This is a genomic window from Sorangium sp. So ce185 (genome assembly GCF_051526825.1).
GTDB classification, from domain to species: Bacteria; Myxococcota_A; Polyangia; order Polyangiales; family Polyangiaceae; genus Sorangium; species Sorangium cellulosum_D.
In genome coordinates this window covers 9,948,565-9,964,543 of sequence record NZ_CP150316.1, presented here as the reverse complement: position 1 = coordinate 9,964,543, position 15,979 = coordinate 9,948,565, and the positions used below count along the sequence as shown (strand labels likewise).

Sequence of the window (15,979 nt, the reverse complement as noted above, 5' to 3'; positions counted from 1 at the left end):
CAGCGAGCGTGAGCCACCTTCACCTCGAATCTGCGGTGATGCGGAGCGGCTGAAGACGAGCGTACGTCAGCGACCGCCAGAGCCACTCCGCCGGCCCGAAGCGGAAGCGCGACAGCCATGCGCGCGCGAGCAGCACCTCCAGCACGAAGACGGCGACCGTGATCGGGGCGATGTGGACCGGGCGGAGCCGTCCGGCCAGCCCGAGACCCCAGCCATAGAAGAGGAACGTGCAGATGAGGCTCTGAAGGAGGTAGCTCGTCAGGGCCATCTGCCCGACCGGGGCGATGCGCATCAAGGCGCGGCGCCAGGCGGGCTTCTGCATCAGCAGGACGACGGCGGCCGCGTACGCGCTCGCGAGCGCCATCGCCCCCAGCTCGGCGGGGATGACGAGCGCGAGCCCGGCGGACTCCGGGACGGCGACGCCGTGGCGCTGGAGGAGGCGGCGCCCGGCCATGAGCGAGGAGCCCGCGATGCCCAGCGCGAGGCCCCAGGCGAGGAGCTTGCGGAAGAAGGGGAGGCGCTCGCCGGCGTCCTGGAGCAGCCTCGTCGTTCCGGCCCAATAGCCGACGAGGTACCGCCCGAGGACCCACGCGAAGTACCACAGCCAGATCCGCCCCACATGGTAATAAGCCTGCTTCACGTGCATCTCGGCGAGCGCGCCGCGGTCATGCCCGGTGATCGCCGCGAACACCTGCGCCCTGAACGCCGCGAGGTCGGCCGGCTCGGGCGTGACGCGCGCGATGACCGCCGAGACGGCGGGGATGGATGCGACGAGCTGCGGCACGAGCGTGAGCGCCACCGCCCAGGCGAGGAGCTTCGCGCCCCGCACGCGTCGAAAGAGCGCGAGGCCCACGCCTGCGATCGCGTACCCCCACAGGATATCGCCCCACCAGAGCAGCAGCACATGGCAGACACCGATGAGCGCCAGCGCCGCGAGCCTCCGGAAGTGTGTCGGGAGCACGCTGCGCCCGTCTGCCTCGGCGCGCTGGAGCTGCAGCGCGAACCCGAGACCGAACAGGAAGGTCAGGAGCGTCATCGCCTTTCCGTCGACGAGGACGTTGAGCAGGACGAGGAACACCTCGTCGGCCGGGCCCCTCTGCGCGATGAGCTGGTCGCGCGTCATGAAGGCGCGCCCGCTGAACCACGGCACCGCGTTGGCGAGGAGCACTCCGTAGAGCGCGAAGCCTCGCAGCACGTCGAGCGCCGGAATGCGCTCGGCAGCGGCTGTCGGCGCCGCCCCTGTCGCCGCCGCCCTCGCCGGCTCGGCGTCGGCCCGGCTGGTGGCTGTCATCGTCGCAGGAGGATAGAGGCTCGTCGGGCAATCACCACCACCGCCGCGATGCTGAACCGTGCTCGGCGGCCGGGCGGCGATCTGCGAGGTGGACAGATCTCCGCGATTGCAGCCGTAGCGGATGACTTCGAAGGTTCATTTTTCCAAATGGCGCCCTGCCGGCGTCGCCACCCATTCGCAGCCGCGAACCTTGTCCCAGGGGGCGACCATGCTGCGTATCGCCTGGCCTCTGATTTCCGTAGGCATCGTCGTCGTCTCGCTCGCCGCGTGCGCGCAAGGCACCACCTTGGACCACCCCGTCGATGGGAGCCACGGGGAGGATGGGAGCGAGGGGGAAGCTGGCCCGTTCGGCGCGATCGGGCACGTCGGCGAAGGGGGGAGCGCTCGCGACGGGAGCGGCTGGGATCCGCCGCCGGGGAGCTCTGCCGGTCCGTGCTCGGATGTGACGCACCACATCTATCTCGTCTCGCCCTACCAGGAGCTCTTTTCGTTCCATCCCGCCGACCTGGAGCTCCATCGCATCGGCAGGCTGGGGTGCGGCGATGGCGGCCCGTTCTCGATGGCCGTCGACCGGAACGGCGTCGCCTGGATCGTCGACTGGAACGGGTCGGTCAGCCGGGTCGACATCGCCACGGGTCGCTGCGAAGTCACGCCCTACAAGGTGGAAGACGGGGCACCGTTCCGCAATTTCGGCATGGCGTTCGCCGCCGACGACGGCCCCGACCAGGAGACCCTTTATGTGCGAGACGCGGTCTTCTTCAATGACACGGACGGGGCGAACCCCGCCCGGACGCTCGGCGTCTTCGACAGGCGGTCGTACGCGGTCCGCCCGCTCGGCCAGGGCGCGGGCGCCAACGCGGACCTGACGGGCACGGGCGACGGCCGCCTCTTCGGGTTCGTGAAGCAGCCGGCGGGGGTGTCGTCCGTGAGCGAGCTCGACAAGCTCACCGGCGCCACGCTCTCGGAGAGAGCGCTCCCCGGCGTGACCATCGGCTCCAGCTGGGCGTTCGCGACGTGGGGGGGCGACTTCTGGTTCTTCGTGACCAACGACGAGGACGCGCTCTCGTCCAGGGTCTATCGCCTGGACCCTGACTCCCAGGCCCCGCCGGAGCTCGTGGTGCCCGTGCTCCTGACCGCGGTTATCGGCGCGGGCGTCTCGACGTGCGCGCCGACCGAGGTGCCCCATTAGCCCGTCCGCCGGTCGGAGCGATCGCGCGCGACCGCCGCGCGCGAAGGGCTCCTGGCGATCGCCTTCCGGGTGTAAGCTGCTGGGCGACGAGCGCGTTGCTCGGAACATGAGGATGAGGAGCGCCAGCGCATCGCCCTTGGTCTTGATCGTTCTGGGGATCGTCGCTGCGTGTGCAGCAGAGACCCCTTCTCCCGACTCTCCCTCCGCCGCCGGCGAGCCGCCCCTGGCCCGGGACTGCACCCAGATCGGGTGCGTCAACGGCTTTACCCTCCGGCTCGCGTCCGAAGCGCCCTGGCCTGCCGGTGCGTATCGCTTCGTGATCACGGCCGACGGCGAGACAACCACCTGCGAAGGAAAGCTGCCGTTGCCGGACTGCGCGGCGGGCCGGGCGCTCACGTGCAGCGGCCCGAACCTGCTCATCGGCGAGTCCGGCTGCGCGTTGCCGCCGAGCGCGCACGGGTTCTCCGAGATCCAGATGAGCTCCGCGCCCGGGCAGGTCACCGTCGAGATCTCGCGCGACGGCACGTCCCTGGCCGAGGCAGACTTCTCCCCATCGTACGTCGAGTCGCGCCCCAACGGCCCTGGCTGCGAGCCCGTCTGTCGCTCGGCCAGCGCCACGCTGAACGTGAAGTAGCGCCCCGCGCCGGCCGGGCGCGGCGCGATCCAGCGGGCAATGCATCGATGAAGGGTCGAGGGGCGGCCCATTCAGACCGATGCTCATTCGATTCTTCCACTTCGCACGAACGGCGCGTCACGGCATGTTGGCGAACCAGCGGTCGAGGATGGTTTGCGCCCGCCCGAGCTCCGAGAGCTCCGTCACCTCGTTTTGAGCGTGCATCGTCCGCTCCATGCCCGGTCCGAAATTCGCCGCCGTGCGCGCCAGCGACCGAGCCGCTCAGCATCGACCCGCTGGCGAGAGACCGTGCAGCACACGTCGCGCGCACGCAAGGGTCGCGTGCGGGCGTCGCGCGCTGGCTCATCGCACATGGCGGCGCGCGGCGCGCCCGCTCAGTCATTCGGCAGCGGGGCGGGGAGCAACAAGATCGCCGTGAAGCCCGGCCCCAGCGGGGTCATCCAGCGCCGCGCCCGCCCGTGACCGAAGGACTGTACCTTGCCCGCCGCCGCGAGGGCGTCGAGGGCCCGCTGCACCGTGCGCTGGCTCGCGCCGAGGGCGAGCGCCAGGGCCGAGCTCGACCAGGACTCGCCGTCGGCGAGGAAGGCGAGCACCGCCGCGTGCTGCTCCTCGACGGGCCGCGCCAGCACGACGACCTCGCGGGCGAGGCGGGGCGCCAGCGCGAAGCCCCGCCGCGTCGCGCTCACGCTGGCCAGAGCCCGCAGCGTCGCGCGGAGCCGCCCGATCTCGACCCGGAGCCGCGCACGATGCGAGTCGTCGGCGCGCTTCGCCTCGAAGGCGGTCGCCACCAGCGTGTCCCTCGGCACATCTCCGGGCCATGCCTCCGCCAGCGCGCGCGCGAGCGCGAACAGGACCGGGCGTCGCGCGAGCGAGACCGCCGTGCGCGCGTCGCGCACGACGTGGCGACAGGCATCCACGACCAGCGCCTCCGACGCCAGCAGCGCCTCCACCTCTTCGAGCAGCAGGGGGCGCGCCTCGCCGCGCGCGATCAGGCGTGCTGCCGGCGTGGTCAGGGTGAGGGCCGCGCCCTCGACCTCCGCCGTCAGCGCGGGGACACCCGCCTGGCGCGCGGCGCGCGCGGCCCGGGCGAGCGCAGCGCGCGCCGGCTTCGTCCGGAGGCGCCGCATCGCGATGCCGGCGACGACCAGCTCGTGGGCGGCCTTGAGCGCGGGCGGCAGGGGCGCCGGGTTGAGGTCGGCGAGCCTGTCCTCGGCCTCGTCGAGGCGTCCGATCAGCAGCAGGCGCCGGATCTCGAGGACCCGCGCATGTGCGGCGTTCACCCGGTCGCCGTGCGCTTCGAGCGTCATCCGCGCCGCGTCGAGCAGCTTCGCGGGCCAGTCCAGGTCGCGCGACGCGAGCGCGATCTCGGCCTCGGCGACCGCGCATCGCGCGCGGGCCACGGCCTCCTTCGCGCCGAAGGCGCGCGCCGCCCTTCGCAGGAGAGACTTCGCGCGCGCGAAATCGCCGAGCTGCGCCATCGCGATGCCGCGCAGCGCGAGCGCAGGCGCGTCGTCGCGCAAGGCGACCCGGCTCAGCGCGCCGAGCGGATCACCCGCCGCGAGCGCGCGCGCCGCGGCCGTGATCAGTGAGTCCATCCGAATCCCGCCACACTTGTAACTCCCGCCCGTTCGGCGCCCGATCCTAAACTACCTCACGACCGATTCAAGGAGTGAAGACGATGACGGCACACATGATCGGGACACGCGAAGACTGGCTGGCGGCGCGGCGCGAGCTGCTGGAGGCGGAGAAGGAGCTGACGCGGCGCAGCGATGAGCTGGCGCAGCGACGCCAGGCGCTGCCATGGGTCCGAGTCGAAAAGAACTACCGCTTCGAGACGGACGAGGGGGCCGCCTCGCTGGCGGACCTCTTCCGAGGGCGCTCGCAGCTCCTCGTCTACCACTTCATGTTTGGACCCGATTACGCGGCGGGCTGCCCTTCCTGCTCGATGATCGCGGACGGGTTCAACGGGTTCTCGGTTCACCTGGCCAACCACGACGTCATGCTCTGGGCGGTCTCGCGGGCGCCGCTCGCGAAGCTGCAGGCGTACAAGCGGCGAATGGGCTGGACCTTCCCCTGGGCGTCGTCGTCTGCGAGCGACTTCAACGCCGACTTCAATGTCTGGTTCACCGAGGAGCAACAGCGCAAGGGGGGTGTCGACTACAACTACCGGCGCGAGACTGCGTTTGTGTGGCGCCCGGGCCAGGAGGGCGGCGGCGAGGGGGCGGAGTCCAAGATCGCGGCCATGTGCGGGACCGACACGGCCACGTTCCACCGCGATCGGCCGGGCATGAGCGCCTTCGTGCTGGAGGACGGCGCCGTCTACCACACGTATTCCACGTATGCGCGCGGCCTGGACGGGCTGTGGGGCGCGTACCAGTGGCTCGACCGCGCTCCCAAGGGGCGCAACGAGACGGGCGTCTGGTGGCGTCGTCATGACGAGTACGATGCGCCGGCGAAGAGCGTCGGCGCGCCGTGCTGCGGGTGATCCGGGCGTCGCTGTCGACGGTGCGATGGGAGGGCGAGAGGCCTCGAGGCCGGCGCGCTCTCCCCTCCGCGACGAGCTGAATGGACGGCGAGGAGCCTTATTCGCGCACGCGGTTCTGGCGATCGTGGATGCTCACTCCGAAGCATCGCGCGAGCGTCCGGTAACGCTGCGAGACAGAAGAAGCCCATCGACCTCGGCGCGCTGCTCGAGCGGTCGAGCGCTACGTCTGATGAGCTCGCCGCGCGCGGGGGTCCCGCGGTCTGATGGACTTGACGCCGTCCGAGGCGTTTGCTCGTCTGGCCGGACGGACGTCCAGGAATGAAGCCAACCTCTCGCACGCACTTCGCTCCCGCCGAGAGCACCGTCGCTGCCGGCGGAGTCCGCCGCCCCGCCATCGCCGATGTCTTCCCCGGCGCGAGCGAGCTGAGCGCGCTTTGCCGGGAGAAGGACTGGGGCGCGACGCCGCTCGGCCCTGTCGAGCGCTGGCCGCAGAGCCTGAAGACCGCGGTGAGCATCGTCCTCAGCTCCAGCTTCCCGATGATCGTGCTCTGGGGGCCGGAGCTCGTGCAAATCTATAATGACGCGTACCGGCTGCTCATGGGCGCCAAGCACCCGGCGGGGCTCGGACAGGCGAACCGGGAGTGCTGGCCCGAGGTCTGGCACATCAACGAGGGCATCTACCCGCGCGTCTTCCAGGGTGAGACGATCTCCTTCAAGGAGACGATGTACCCGCTCGCCCCGCATGGCCGAGTCGAGGAGCATTACCTCACGCTCTGCTACAACCCCGTCCGCGACGAGTCGGGCGCGGTGGGCGGCGTCTTCGTGACGGTCTTCGACGTCACCCAGGAGGTGCGGACGCGGATCGAGCGCGACCGCGCGCTGGCGGAGGCCAAGGCGGAGCGGGAGCGCCTCTATGAGGTGTTCATGCAGGTCCCGGCGATCATCGCCGTGCTCGAGGGGCCGGAGCACACGTTCACCGTGGCCAACCCGCGCTACCTCGAGCTCGTGGGCCGGCGCGACCTGGTTGGCAAGCCGCTGCGGGAGGCGCTGCCCGAGGTCGTCGGCCAAGGGTTCCCAGAGCTCGTCGACTCGGTGCGGCGCAGCGGCAAGCCGTTCGTGGCCCACGAAGCGCTCGTGAAGCTCGATCGCCGCGGCGACGGCGTGCTGGACGAGGTCTACCTCGACTTCGTGTACCAGCCGCTGAAGGACGCGGGCGGGAGCGTCTTCGGCATCATGGCCCACGCGGTGGAGACCACGGAGCAGGTGCTCGCCCGCAAGCGCGTCGAGGAGCTCGCGGCGGAGCGGGCGGCCATGCTGGGGCAGATCGCAGACGCGGTGGTGACCTTCGACAGCGAGGGTCGGGTCAACTTCCTCAACGACATGGCGCGCGCCCTGTATCCCGAGCTCCGCGCCGGGGCGACGCTCGCCGAGCAGCAGGAGCGGCTCCCGCTGGAGCGGCTGGACGGCACGCCGTACCCGGCCGAGCAGCTCCCCCCGGCGCGGGCGCGGCGGGGCGAGCGGGTGATCGACGAGACGTGGGTCGTGCGCAGCCCCGGCGCGGCGCCGCGCCGCATGCAGGGCAGCGCGGTGCCGGTCTACGGCGAGCAGGGGCGGCACATCGGCGTGGTGCTCACCGCGCGCGACGTCACCGAGCAGCACCGGCTCCAGCAGCAGCTCGAGCACGAGCGCAACCGGCTGAACGACGTGTTCCTGCAGGCGCCGGCGGCGATCATGGTCACGCGCGGGCCGACGCACGTCATCGAGGCCGCCAACCCTCTTTACGCGCACGTGACCGGGGAGCGCCCGCTGCTCGGCAGGACGGTGCGGGAGGCCTTCCCGGATCTCGTCGACCAGGGCTTCCCCGCGCTGTACGACCAGGTGCTCGCCACGCGCGAGCCGTACGTCGGCAACGAGGCGCTCGTGCGGGTCGAGCGCTTCGGGCGCACGGAGGAGGCATACTTCAACTTCGTCTATCAACCGCTGATCGGGGAGGACGGCAGCGCCTTCGGCGTGATGACCCACGCGATCGAGGTCACGGACATGGTGCGCGCGCGTCAGCAGGCGGAGCAGCGGGCCGTGGAGCTCACGCGCCTCACGCAGGCGCTGGAGCAGTCGAACCGCGAGCTCGACCGCTTCGCGTACGTCACGTCGCACGACCTGAAGGCGCCGCTCCGCGGCATCGCGAGCCTGGCGCAGTGGCTCCAGGAGGACGTGGGCGAGCTCCTCTCGCCCGGCTCGCAGGAGCACATCAAGTTGCTGCTCGGGCGCGTCCACCGCATGGAGGCGCTGATTGACGGGATCCTGGCCTACTCCCGCGCGGGGCGGGTGCGCGACGCGGCCGCGCCGGTGGACACGGCGACGATGGTCAGGGAAGTGCTGGATCTCCTCGCGCCGCCGGAGCACGTCCAGATCGCGGTGCAGCCGGGGCTTCCCACGCTGATGGCCGAGCGGGTGCCGCTCCAGCAGGTGTTCATGAACCTGCTCGGCAACGCCATCAAGTTCTCGGCGCTGGCGCGCCCCGATCCCCTCGTCCGGCTCGGCTTTCGGCCGGCGGGCGACGCGTTCGAGTTCTTCGTCACCGACAACGGCCCTGGCATCGCGCCCGAGTACCACGAGCGCATCTGGGGCATCTTTCAGACGCTGGAGGCCCGCGACAAGGTCGAGGGGGCCGGCATCGGCCTCTCGGTGGTCAAGAAGATCATCGAGACGCGGGGCGGCCGGGTGTGGGTCGAGTCCACGCCCGGCCAGGGCGCCACGTTCCGGTTCACCTGGCCCGCATAGCGCGGAGGAGCCCCAGGACTGCATGCGGGGCGCCGGACGCGTGCCGCGGGGCGGCGCGGCTATTGCAGCGTCATGGTGTAGGAACCATTGGCGCGGAGGCCGATCATCTGGATGACCCGGACGACGTACTCGCCAGGTTGCTCGAAGAGCCGCGATACGTCGTTGTCACCTTCCAGAAGATACTCCTCGAGGGGGAGCTCGTCGGCCGGCGCATCGCGCCGGATCACCTCGACGCGGCCAGTGTCCGTATCCCGCAGCACGATGTGGACGTTGGCCGATGCGCCTGCGCTCACCAGGAACCAATCCTCGTCTTCTCCCTTGGCCAGCTCCCACGTGCCCTCGCCGGCCTCGCCGGCCTCCAGCGTGGTCGCCGTCTCCAGGGACGCCCCGTGATCGTCCGCGTAGAGGGAGATGTAACGATCGAGCTCTTCGGGTCTCGGGAGCAGCGGTGACGTGACCAGCTGTTCGCCCAGCGACGCTCGGAGGTAGTATGTGCCCGTCTGGCTCGGCTTGAACGAGACGGCCCGTTGCGAGGCCGATGCCACGAGGTTCTGCTGGGCATCGAAGAGCTCGAGAGGCAGGCGGCCACCGAGGGAGTAAAGCGTGTTCGCCTGCAGATCGACGGCGAACATGTCCGCGTCGCCGGGCGGCTCGATGCGCGCGCTCCATTCGCCGGGATCGACCGCGCTGGCCGAATCGGGGCGATTGCCGTGGTCGTCTTCCACGTGGCACAGGGGCCGCGACGGGTCGTCCGTGTGCCCCTCGCACGCGCGAAAATCCCGGAGGAGACCCAAGTAAAGCGAGAGCCAGCGGGAGAAGACCTCATGGTTCTCCTCGTTCATGGTCGACTGATCGACGGCGCCTTGCATCTGGTCGGCTCGAGCCAGCATCCTGTCGATCTGTTCGAACAGCGTGGGGCTCTGGTTGCGCCGCAGCCAGTCCGCGAACGCGTCTCGGTTCTGTTCGAGCGTGCGCCCCTCGTTGGCCACGTAATCTGGCCGGGACACGCCGACCAGGTCGAAGTCGTAGGGAGCGTGGACGATCGCCTTGCGATCGACGTCGGCCATTTCGACCAGGTTCTTCCCGTCGATCCCGTCGTACTGAATCACGAAATCGTTCAGCAGGTTCAGCAGCACTACACCCTGCTGGTCCACCTTGAACTGCGAGGTGTCGACCCCGGACAGGTCTTCCAATTCCTCCATGCCGCAGCGCTCGGCCATCTCGTCCTCGGGCTCGCGCACGAACGCGAGGTGCGTCTCCTCCTTGCCGGTCGGCGCGTCGTGGTAGGTGAGCCGTACGAGCCGCGTCTTGAGCGAGGGCATCTGCAGCTGATCGAGCACTTGATAAATAGTGTCCTCCATCAGCAGGCGCTGTTCGTAGGTCTCGAGAGAGTCCGCCTTGAGCGTGGGTGACAAGCCTTCCCTGTCTCCGCAATGCGTGACGAATTTCACCGACTTGCCGAGGTGCGCGAAGATGTTGTCTTTCTGCTTCTCCTCGAATTTGAGCGAGAACGGGCGAAAGCCGCAATTGAAGCGCGAGACTCCCCGGGCGATGATGTTCGCGGTGATCGGCGCCGCGTCGCTATGGTCGCTCAGCTCGATCACGGCCTGCGAGCCCGATTCCTCTTTTGTTGGCGCGCTGTTCAGCTTCGTAAAATCCGCAGAGATCCGCATGTTCAACACGTCGCGGCTCTTGAACATGGGCGACTTCGAAGCGTCGCAGGTGAACATCTGCGAGCCCGGCGGCGTGTCGGGGGGCATCTCATCGCCAGGGTCGGCGGGCGTCTCATCGCCAGGGTCGGCGGGCGTCTCATCGCCAGGGTCGGCGGGCGTCTCATCGCCATCGGGATCCAAGATGGATTCCTTCGGGTTGTTGGGCGGCTCACTGGAGCATGCCCCGCTCAACGCGAGTCCAGGCAAGAGCAGGGCCGCAAGGGTGATCAAGCGCGCTTGGTTCATAGGACATACATCCATTGCGAATGGTTGGTGCCGCGAGAGGAAGCATTGGCGCCGCGGATGGAATATTCAAACCATGGTAAACGGCGATGCTTTTCTCATGTGCAACTACATCGTTGATGCCGCCAGGGGGCGCGAGCCTTCAGACGATTTGCCGTGGCGTGCTCGGCTCGCTCGCCTGGACACCTGGAGGGGTGTCGTCGCGGAGGTTTCGATCCAGCGAAACGCGATATTTGCTATCGCATGAAAGAGTTTGGACGCGTTCTGCTGCTTGCTCGTCCATCGCCGCTTCCGCTGCACGAGCGATCCGTGAGGCGTCCACGCGCGGCCTCGTCGTGCTTCAGCGCGCGATGAGCTCCCCGTCGGAGGTCCACCCCACCTTCGCGTCGGGCGCCGTGGAGCCCGGCTCCGGGAACCACAGCGTGATGCGACCGCTCGTGGGCTCGCGCTCCGATTCGGGGAACCCGAGATCGGGATCGCCCGGGTAGCTCCGCTGCTCGCCGTCCGCCAGCGTGACCGTCATCTGCCGGATGAGCGCGCCCTCCAGCTCGAACGCCACGCGGCGGCCATCGGCCAGGGTGACGCCGCTGCGACCGATCGATGTCGGCGCGTTCGCCAGCCACGCTTCGCGCATCGCGAGGCGCGGATCGCCGATGCGCTGGGCGTGCTCGCCGCAAGCCGGCGGCGCATCGCCGAGGCGCGCGCACACCGCGTGGAAGAACGCGCTCGCCGCATCATACTCGCGCGCGAAGCGATAGCGCGTGGCCAGGATCTCGTCGTCGAAGATCGGAACGTTGGCGAGCGGCTCCGCATCGATCTGATTCAGCGCGACCTGCACCGCGGCGATCCCATCGACGATGGCAGCTCGGAGCGCGTCCGCCGGCACCTCTTCCCGCAAGGTCCAGATCAGCTGCCGGAGCGACTGGCCTGTCTCGTGATCGGCGCGACCGAAGCCCCAGAACGCGTCGGAGACGGACCGCTCGTAACCGTCCATCCTCCGGCGGCAGTCGACGGGCGAGCCCCCTTCGTCCAGCACCTTGCCATGGCAGGGATCACCGTCGAACACGTGCGCGAGGATGTCGGCGATGGCCTCATTCGCGGCGGTGCTGAGGCGCTCGCCGAGCGGACCGGAGGCGAGCCAGAGACCGTAGTGCAGCGCATGGCCCAGCTCGTGATTCACGACGTCCCTCTCCAGGTAAGGGTGTGCGCGCGTGGGCTGCGTGGAGTGTCCGAGCAGGATGTAGGAGCAGTTCCTGCGCAGCGGCAGCTCGAACTCGCCGTTGTCGGTTTGAAACGAGAAGGTCCCATCGGGTCCCAGGAGCTGCTCGTGCTTCCGGCGCAGCGCCTGCGCAATGTCTGCCGGGCCGACGTCGGGGTTGTCCGCGTGCTTCTCCACGTCTTCGAGGAAGCCGCGATGCAAGGGTGGCCGCTCGCACGTGAACGCGTCGATCCGCTCGATCGCTGCCCGGTTCGAGGGCGCGCTCGCGACCTCCGCCTCGAGCGCGCGCAGGTCGTCGAAGATGCGCTCGCCGTAGAGCTGCGGCAGGGCCTCCGTCGCGCTCGTCCCGGGCGGCGGAGAGATGAACAGCCGCGCTGGCGCGTGCGGCAGGCTCAGCCCTGCCTCCGCCCAGTACGCGAGGAACGCTCGCGCCGAGGGCAGCACGTCGGCCTCGAAGCGCTCGCGATCGGCCTCCGTGGCAAACGCTGCGCGCGCGACGACCGGCTCGACGAGGGGCGCCGACTGCGGCGTTGCCTCCTCGCGATCTCGGAGATCGAGCCCAGCGCTCGTCATCGGTTCCACGTCACACGCCGCGAGCAGCGGGGCAAAGGCAATGAGAATGGCTTTTTTCATGTTGGGTCTCCAGGAAAGAGGGGGGCTCCCGTGGGGCCGGCGCGTCATGCGCCGGCTCGTCAATGGTCCTATTCCGCGCCGTCCCGTGTTCCTTTAAGCTCTGCGGACGATTTCTCGCCCGTCGTGCGGCGCGCAGGCGCCGGCCGACCTCCCGGATCAGGCTCCATTCGCGTTGGCTGACAGTGCGGCGGACCGAGGTGGACCACCGCCACGTACGAGGCCTCGGGAGGCCTATCAGGGTGTAGTTTCGCGAGGTCGCCGGCCCTTCTTCGAAGGCGCCCACGAGAACCGTCTTCGGCTACCGGTCGTTGGGGTGTAACTGCGGTATCCTCAGCAGGACGGCGGGCCTTCCGCCTTGAGGGAGGCGCTACAGTTCGTCGACCAGGACGGCGAGCGCTTCAGCGTCGAGCGCGCGGCCGAGCGGCTCCGCGCTTACCTCCAGCCAGCTCGCCAGCACCGGTCGCCCGGAGCTCTTCGAGGACCCCGACGAGCGCCAGCAGGTGCGCGTCCACGACACGCGCTCCACCTTCATCACCGTCGCCCTCGCGAGCGACCGGAGCGAGACCAGGGTCGCCGACCGGAACCGGGCGCCGGAGCTCCATCATGGGCCAGAGGTATCGCCAGGCGGCCAGGACGTTTGCAGAGCTGGGCCTTGGCGAGCTAGCCTCCTTCGCCGAGGCGATCCCCGAGCTCGGGGGCAGGGGAAAAGGCACGAGCCTTTCTTTCAAGGCATTCCGTTTGCGGCGCAGGATTTCTCACACCTCGGACCGGCATCGTAGGCGCGAAATCCACGCGCAGTAGAATCCGGAGCGACGAGCCAGAGAGGAACCGGTCATGCCCACGTTCGATCGAAAGCAACGCCCACCGGCCGCGCGCGCGCCTGCACCGGCACCCGACCGCGCGCGCCCGGCCCGCGAGCCGGAGCCGGAGACGTCTCCGCCTGTCGCCTCGGGCATCCCGTTCGACATCCGCGCCATCTCCATCCTGCCGCAGCCTGTCCAGCGCCGGTCGAGCGCGAGTTCCCGGCCGGGCGCGGCGCCGCCCGGCGCATCGGCCCGCGAGGCAGCGCTGGACGAACGGGCGGCCGCGGAGTACGTGCGCGAGGCGGCGCGCGGCGGCGTCCAGGAGGGCGGCACGTCGCTCCCGCACGGCGACCGCATCGCGGCGCTGTTCGGCAGGCACGCCCTGGGCGGTGTGCGCGCGCACGTGGGCGGCGCGGCCGCCGACGCCGCGCGCGCCATCGGCGCGGACGCCTATGCCATGGGCGACGATGTCGCCTTCGCCCGGGATCCCGATCTGTTCCTGTCGGCGCACGAGGCGGCGCACGTGGTGCAGCAGCGCGCTGGCCTGCGCCCGCCGTCGGGGGTGGGCGAGCGCGGCGATGCGCTCGAACGGCAGGCCGACGCCGCCGCCTCGGCGGTCGTGCGCGGCGCGTCCGCCGAGGCGATCCTCGGCGCCCCGGCCGCGAGCAGCGCCGGCGGCCCGCCGGCGGTGCAGCGGCTCGACGCGAAGACGTACGCGGGGATGGATCCCGTGGCCGCCGTGGGCAAGGCGCTCGACGACGACGAGGTGGACGACGCGCACGAGCTCATGACGAGGCTCGACGCGGCACAGGCGACGCAGGTGCTCGAGCAGTTCCAGAAGAAGGCGACCGGAGCCTTCAACAACAGCGAGATGGGCAAGGCGGCCAGGATCCTCGTCGAGCGCGGCGGGCGATTGGACCTCTCGCTGGAGTGGATGTTCGACGAGGGGACCAGCTGGACCATGCTTCGCGCGGTGGTCGCCGCGTGCACGAACGAGGTGCACAAGACGATGGTCAGGACCGACCACTTCCGCGACCTGTTCGTCGGCGAGATCGGCAATGACGAGATGGCCGAGCTCGTCGATCTGCTGGGCGGGGACACCGCGCTCAAGCTCCGCTGGATGTTTGAGGAGGGGACCAGCTTCGAGAAGGTGAAGGCCAAGATCGCCGCGGCGAGCCCGGCGGACCGCGCGGCGCTGCAGTCGGCCGCGTGGCGCGATCGCTTCGTCTCGCTGCTCGGCAACACCGAGATGGCCGAGCTCGTGAAGATGCTCCCGTTCGATCTCACCAGCAAGCTGCTCTGGATGAAGGCCGAGGGGACCAGCTGGGATCTCATGAAGGACGTGATCACCTCGGTCCCGGCGCCCGATCGGGTCAAGGTCGTCGAGAGCGACCAGGTCCGCGAGCTGTTCGTCTCCGAGCTCGGCAACGCCGAGATGTACGAGGCCGTGAAGCTCCTCGGCGGCAAGCTCGCCAAGCAGCTGCTCTGGATGGCCGACGAGGGGTGCAAGGACGCGTGGATCAAGGAGCGGATCGACAGCCAGCCCGACCCCGCGCAGCGCCTCGAGGTCTACAAGGAGCCGCTCGTCATCCAGCGGCTGCGGGAGCTCGACGCCGACAAGCGCATCGCGGTCTTGAACGCGCTGCAGGGCACGCCCGAGCAGCAGATGAGCGTGTTCACCAACGACATCCCGATCGAGAAGCTCACCTGGGCCACCCCGACCGCCGACTGGGTCGCGGCGATCATGAAGTGGCGCAAGAGCCCGCTCGATCTGCTCGAGGTCGCCATGGGTAACGCCGCCGCCTGGGCGCCGTTCATCCAGCCCAAGCTCTGGGCGCTGCTCAAAGACTTCAAGGACACGCTCTACCCGGAGGCGCGCGTGAAGGTGTTCTGGGAGGCGTACGGCAACGGCGCCACGTTCACGTCGGGCCAGATCATGCACTTCATCGGCGTCCTCACCGGCAAGGAGCCGGTCAAGGGCGGGAAGACGCTGAAGGGCACGTACATGACCAAGGATCCCGACGACGCGACCGCGCGGGAGCTCATGAACATCCTGAAGCCCGGCGGATCGAGCGGCGCGGCCGGGATCTCGCGCGCCGAGCTGGCCATGGGCGAGCTCGCCTTCTGCGACCAGAAGAAGGACGACGCGGGCAACTGGGTCGCGATCAGGACCAGCTATTACCACGATCCGTACATCATCATTGCCGTCAACGCGGCCGGCCGCATGAACACGAGCACGATCGCCAACTCGGCCGATGGCACGCCAACCGCCGTGGGGACCTCGCCGGTCGCGCTCACCTTCTTCCAGAACCACGTGCGCCACGAGATCGGCCACGCCGTGGGCGCCAGCAAGGTCGGCAAGATGGAGCAGAGCGGCGATGACTTCGCGAAGCAGTACGGCGGATGGGACACCTCGTCGGCGAGCGCGCTCGAGGCCGCCTACTGGACCGACGTGGCCCGGCCGGCGACCGGCTGGCCGTCCGTGCCCATCGCCGGCGTCGCCGTCACGCTCACCAACGACGACGTGAAAGCGTGGTGCATCGGCCTGCTCGACGACGGCAAGGAGGCGCGGAACGCGATCGGAAGGGCAGCCGGGACGATCCAGCAGAAGCTCGCCGCCATCAAGGGCTCGCTCTGGAGCGCGGTGAAGATGGTCGACTACCTGATCGCCATCGGCGCCAACTCGCCGGCGGACCTGCGGGACAACGCATATGAGTTTCCGAACTTCACGCCGAGCGATCCGGTGCAGATCTACTCCACGCGTTACAAGGACGGGTTCGCCAAGTACTCGAAGGCGGCGTGGGCGGCCCTCCAGGGGATCTCGTGGTACGCGCTGTCGTCTCCGGCCGAGATGTTCGCCGAGATGTACACGGCGAAATACGCGCGGATGGCCCTGCCCGCCGCCGTGAACGGGAAGGACCCGGCGGCCTTCTTTGCCGATCTCGAGGCCCAGCGCGACCCCATGTTCGGGAAGTGAACGATGCGAGGC

At 69.6% G+C, this 15,979-nt stretch carries 10 protein-coding genes; 5 read left to right on the top strand and 5 right to left on the bottom strand.

Going from position 1 to position 15,979, the window contains the following annotated elements; genetic code table 11:
• Positions 1-19: 19 nt before the first annotated feature.
• On the bottom strand, positions 20-1,291 hold the full coding sequence (locus WMF26_RS36560) for a DUF418 domain-containing protein (protein WP_437996496.1): 1,272 nt from the start codon (positions 1,289-1,291) through the stop codon (positions 20-22).
• 208 nt (positions 1,292-1,499) lie between these two features.
• On the opposite strand from WMF26_RS36560, the gene WMF26_RS36555 reads away from it, so the two are divergent.
• Together WMF26_RS36555 and WMF26_RS36550 are read left to right on the top strand one after the other, a co-directional pair.
• A complete protein-coding gene (locus WMF26_RS36555) occupies positions 1,500-2,480 on the top strand; it encodes a hypothetical protein (RefSeq protein WP_437996495.1) in 981 nt (326 codons plus the stop codon).
• A gap of 136 nt (positions 2,481-2,616) precedes the next feature.
• Positions 2,617-3,114, top strand: coding sequence for a hypothetical protein (locus WMF26_RS36550; RefSeq protein ID WP_437996494.1), 498 nt, complete (start codon positions 2,617-2,619; stop codon positions 3,112-3,114).
• 374 nt (positions 3,115-3,488) lie between these two features.
• Here the strand turns inward: WMF26_RS36550 and WMF26_RS36545 are convergent, their stop codons facing one another.
• The gene (locus tag WMF26_RS36545) at positions 3,489-4,709 is read right to left on the bottom strand and encodes a helix-turn-helix domain-containing protein (protein WP_437996493.1); all 1,221 of its coding nucleotides are present in this window, start codon (positions 4,707-4,709) and stop codon (positions 3,489-3,491) included.
• A gap of 83 nt (positions 4,710-4,792) precedes the next feature.
• Between WMF26_RS36545 and WMF26_RS36540 the strand changes: the two genes are divergently transcribed.
• Both WMF26_RS36540 and WMF26_RS36535 read left to right on the top strand, forming a co-directional pair.
• Complete coding sequence (locus WMF26_RS36540) at positions 4,793-5,599, top strand: DUF899 domain-containing protein (RefSeq protein WP_061627925.1); 807 nt, start codon at positions 4,793-4,795, stop codon at positions 5,597-5,599.
• Between the two features lie 318 nt (positions 5,600-5,917).
• Complete coding sequence (locus tag WMF26_RS36535) at positions 5,918-8,380, top strand: PAS domain-containing protein (protein ID WP_437996492.1); 2,463 nt, start codon at positions 5,918-5,920, stop codon at positions 8,378-8,380.
• Positions 8,381-8,439: 59 nt separating this feature from the next.
• On the opposite strand, the gene WMF26_RS36530 is transcribed toward WMF26_RS36535, so the two are convergent.
• The 3 genes from WMF26_RS36530 to WMF26_RS36520 form a co-directional block, all read right to left on the bottom strand.
• Positions 8,440-10,338 (bottom strand): hypothetical protein, encoded by a 1,899-nt coding sequence (locus WMF26_RS36530; RefSeq protein WP_437996491.1) that lies wholly within the window; start codon positions 10,336-10,338, stop codon positions 8,440-8,442.
• 337 nt (positions 10,339-10,675) lie between these two features.
• Positions 10,676-12,187: a hypothetical protein gene (locus WMF26_RS36525; protein WP_437996490.1), complete on the bottom strand. Its 1,512-nt coding sequence runs from the start codon at positions 12,185-12,187 to the stop codon at positions 10,676-10,678.
• Between the two features lie 367 nt (positions 12,188-12,554).
• Complete coding sequence (locus WMF26_RS36520; protein ID WP_437996489.1) at positions 12,555-12,719, bottom strand: hypothetical protein; 165 nt, start codon at positions 12,717-12,719, stop codon at positions 12,555-12,557.
• A 302-nt stretch (positions 12,720-13,021) separates the two neighbouring features.
• On the opposite strand from WMF26_RS36520, the gene WMF26_RS36515 reads away from it, so the two are divergent.
• Positions 13,022-15,967 carry an eCIS core domain-containing protein gene (locus WMF26_RS36515; protein ID WP_437996488.1) on the top strand — a complete coding sequence of 982 codons (2,946 nt, stop codon included), beginning with the start codon at positions 13,022-13,024 and terminating at the stop codon, positions 15,965-15,967.
• The last annotated feature ends 12 nt before the right edge of the window (positions 15,968-15,979 follow it).